We start from the raw sequence: 3,841 nt of genomic DNA, 5'->3' as shown, positions 1-3,841 counted from the left end.
CCCGGGGGTTGTTGTCTGGCCGTCTGGGTTTTTTGGTGGGGGGGGCGGGTTTTCAGAGGGGGGCCTGCCGCGCAGATCCTGACCCCCGGACGAGACGTGGGTTACTTGATTGCGGAGCCGGCTTGCCAGTCGGCCCAGGACTTGGACCAGTCGCCGTACAGGTCCCAGACCGGGAGCTGGGGGCCGCCCGAGTTGGTGACCTCCACGACGTCGCCCAGGCCCATGTTCTGGAAGAACCACTGGGCGTTCGCGTCGTTCAGGTTGATGCACCCGTGCGACACGTTCGAGCTGCCCTGCTGGCTCACGCTGTTCGGGTTCTCGTGGACGAACTCGCCGTCGTTGGAAATGCGCTCCGACCACTTCTCATTGGACCGGTACGCCTTCGGATCCGGCGGGCAGACGCCGTACGTGCAGGAATCCATCGTGTAATTGGCCTGCTTGTCCGAAATCACGTGCGCGCCCAGATGGGTCGGCGTGGCGTCCTTGCCCATCGAGATCGGCATGGACTTCACCATCTGGCCGTTGTGGAAGATCTGCATCTGCTCGCTGTTCCCGTCCGCCTTCGCGATCCAGGAATCGTGCACCTTGTACGTTTCCGTACGATCTTCCGCGCCGAACACCCCGCCGCCGAAATCGACGCCGTAGATCTTCGCCGTCACCTTCAGCGTCGTGCCGGCCTTCCAATACTCCTTCGGCCGGTAGTGGACGTTCGAGTCGTCGATCCAGTACCAGCCGCCGTCCTGCTTCGGGGTCGACTCGACCGTCAGCGCCTTCTCGACCGCCGCCTTGTTCTTGACCGCGATCTTGCCGAAGCTGAACACGATCGGCTGGCCGACACCCACGCCCGTGCTCGCCACCGCGGACGGCGCCGGGATCAGGTTGGCGTTCGCCTGCTTCTTCGGCGACAGCGTGGTGATCTGGTTTTCCTGCTCGATCGGCTTCCCGTTGCTGCCCTGGGCGTGCGCGACGATCTTGTACGTCGAGCCGTAGCCGAGCGGCTCGCTGGACGTCCAGCTCGACCCGTCGGCCGCCAGCTTGCCGGCGACCGCCTTCCCCTTGGCCGCGTTGGTCACCGCGACGTCGAGCAGTTTCCCGTTGGCGGCCTTGACGACGATCGGCGTCGCCGGGTTCACCGCCGTGCCGCCCGCGGGCTCGAACGTCACCGCGACCGGCGTGTCGGACGGCGCGGCGGAGCCCGACGCCGGGTCCCCGCCGGCGGGCGAACCGCCGTCGTCACCGGACGAGCAAGCGGAAAGCAGCAGTGCCCCGGCGAGGATTCCGGCCACCGAAAGTAAAATCTTCTTGGGGAGCATATTGTCTCTTTTTGGGAATTGGGATCGGCGGGCATTCGTCATCAAAACTACGCGATAGCGATGACGTTCTTGCCGGCGGATCGGTGCATCGGCGTGACGTGGATCACGTGATGACGAGCCCCGGTGCGCCGTACAGCCCCGGCCCGTTCACCGAAAGCGCGCCGAGGTACTCGCGCGCCGCCGTGTACGCCTCGTCCGCCAGTGCTTCCGTGTGCCCGAAGTCCAGGGGGTTCACCCGGACCGGCGCCGGCCCCGGCAGGTAGACCACCGGGACCGAAGCCGCGGCCAGCGGCGCTTCCAGCACGGCCTGGTTCCGCATGCTGATCATCGCGGTGAACATCATCACCTCGGCGAACGTCCGCGGTGCGCCCGGCAGTTTCCCGGGGAACGCGCAGTCCAGCACCACCAGCGACGCCGCCCCCATGGCGAGGGCCTGCCGCATCGGCACGTTCGCGACGAGCCCGCCGTCGTACAGCAGCTGCCCGTCGTGCTCCACCGGCGGGAAAATCCCCGGGATCGCGCAGCTCGCCAGCAGCGGCTCCAGCAGGCGCCCGGAGCGGATCAGCAACGGCTCGGCCGTGTCGACCTGCGTGGTGACGACGCCGAGCGGCAGCGCCAGGTCCTCGAAACGGGTGTCGGCGCCCAGGTGGTCGGCGATGATCCCGGCCAGGCCCGTGTTGGGGAACAGGTGCGTCTTGCTCTGCGTCAGCGTCCGGACGCGGCTCAGCACGCCGCCCGGGAACGCCTCGGCCCGCGTCATGTGCGCCCAGATGTCGTGCAGCCGGGCGAGCGCGTCGGTGCCGGAGCGGGCCAGCACGGCGGCGTTGAGGGAGCCGACCGACGTCCCGGTCACGACGTCCGGCGTCAGCCCGGCCTCGGTCAGCGCGCGCAGCATGCCGACCTGCATGGCGCCGAGGCTGCCGCCCCCGCCGAGGACGAAACCGATCGGCCGGGGAAGGTCCGCGAGACTCATACCGCCGAATGTAGTACTCAGGGCACGCGTTCGGGCTCCGGCTCGGGGGTGGCGAGCGCCTTGCGCTTCTTCAGCCGCAGCAGGAAGAACACCGCAACGGCGGCGAGCACGCCGACGACGATCAGGCCGCCCGTGTTCAACGCGCCTTCGATCCGCTTCGCGGCTTCACCGAGTGCCGCGCCGATGCTGATGTGGACCAGCGACCAGCAGAACGCGCCTGCGGCGGCGGCCGGCAGGAACTTGCGGAACGGCAGCCCGGACGTCCCGGCCGCGGCCGGGGTCAGCGTCCGGATCACCGGCAGGAACCGGGCGAAGAACACCGCCCAGGCGCCCCGGCGTTCGAGGACGCCGGTGGCCTTGTCCCACGCCTCCAGGCCGTACTTGCGGATCAGCTTCGTGTCACGCAGGCGCGGCCCGAAGCGGCGGCCGATGCCGTAGCCGAGCGCGTCCCCCGCCGTCGCGCAGAGGGTGACGACCAGCCACAGGACCAGGAACCGGGGCACGGTGTTCGCCGTCGTCGCGGCGATGAGCAGCCCGGATTCGCCGGGGGCCAGGAAACCCAGCCCGATCGTGCACTCGGCGAACACCAGGCCGCCGGTCGCGGCGACGAGCCCCGGTTCCGGGAGTCCTTGCAGCCAGCTGAGGAGGTCCGAAACCAGGGCCATGACCCCACTTTACCGATCCTTTAAGGATGGTGGGGTGACGTGCGTCACCGAGCCAGGAGCGATGCCGCTTCCTGGGCTGCGGGACCTTCGGCCGCCAGGTGCTGCAGGTTTTCGGGCAGGACCTCGCCGCGGTGGGCCTTGGTCTGGGCGTAGAGGCGTCCCGCGCGGTAGGACGAGCGCACCAGCGGCCCGGCCATCACACCGGCAAAGCCCATCGCCTCGGCGGCCTGGGAGTGCTCCACGAACTCCTCCGGCTTCACCCACCGATCCACCGGGTGATGCCGCGGCGACGGACGCAAATACTGCGTGATCGTCAAAATCTCGCAGCCCGCATCCACCAGGTCCCGCATCGCCGGCGCCACCTCATCCGGCGTCTCACCCATCCCGAGGATCAGATTCGACTTCGTCACCAAACCGGCCTCACGCGCCGCCGTGATGACCTCCAACGACCGCGCATAACGGAAACCCGGACGAATCCGCTTGAAAATCCGCGGCACCGTCTCCACATTGTGCGCCAACACCTCCGGCCGCGACCCGAAAACCTCCGCCAACTGCACGGGATCCGCGTTGAAGTCCGGAATCAGCAACTCGACACCCGTGCCCGGGTTCAGCTCGTGGATTTGCCGCACGGTCTCCGCGTAGAGCCAGGCACCACCATCGGGCAGGTCATCGCGCGCCACACCGGTCACCGTCGAATACCGCAAGCCCATGGCCTGCACCGACTCGGCAACCTTCCGCGGCTCAGTGCGATCCAGAGCAGCAGGCTTACCGGTGTCGATCTGACAGAAATCACAACGCCGGGTGCACTGATCGCCACCGATCAGGAACGTCGCCTCCCGGTCCTCCCAGCACTCGTAAATATTGGGACACCCGGCCTCCTCACACACCGT

General features: G+C 68.1%; 4 protein-coding genes. All 4 read right to left on the bottom strand.

The features are described from left to right. Positions 1-101: 101 nt before the first annotated feature. Positions 102-1,313 (bottom strand): L,D-transpeptidase, encoded by a 1,212-nt coding sequence (locus ACWEVN_RS47025; RefSeq protein ID WP_449688179.1) that lies wholly within the window; start codon positions 1,311-1,313, stop codon positions 102-104. Positions 1,314-1,416: 103 nt separating this feature from the next. Beyond that, on the bottom strand, positions 1,417-2,286 hold the full coding sequence (locus ACWEVN_RS47020) for a patatin-like phospholipase family protein (RefSeq protein WP_449688178.1): 870 nt from the start codon (positions 2,284-2,286) through the stop codon (positions 1,417-1,419). A gap of 17 nt (positions 2,287-2,303) precedes the next feature. Continuing rightward, complete coding sequence (locus tag ACWEVN_RS47015; protein WP_452055597.1) at positions 2,304-2,951, bottom strand: DedA family protein; 648 nt, start codon at positions 2,949-2,951, stop codon at positions 2,304-2,306. Between the two features lie 44 nt (positions 2,952-2,995). Then, positions 2,996-3,841, bottom strand: an 846-nt coding sequence (locus ACWEVN_RS47010; protein WP_452055596.1) for a lipoyl synthase, incomplete at its 5' end; no start/stop codon positions are given.

This window comes from Amycolatopsis sp. NPDC003861, assembly GCF_053605405.1.
This window is presented reverse-complemented; position numbering and strand designations above follow the sequence as displayed.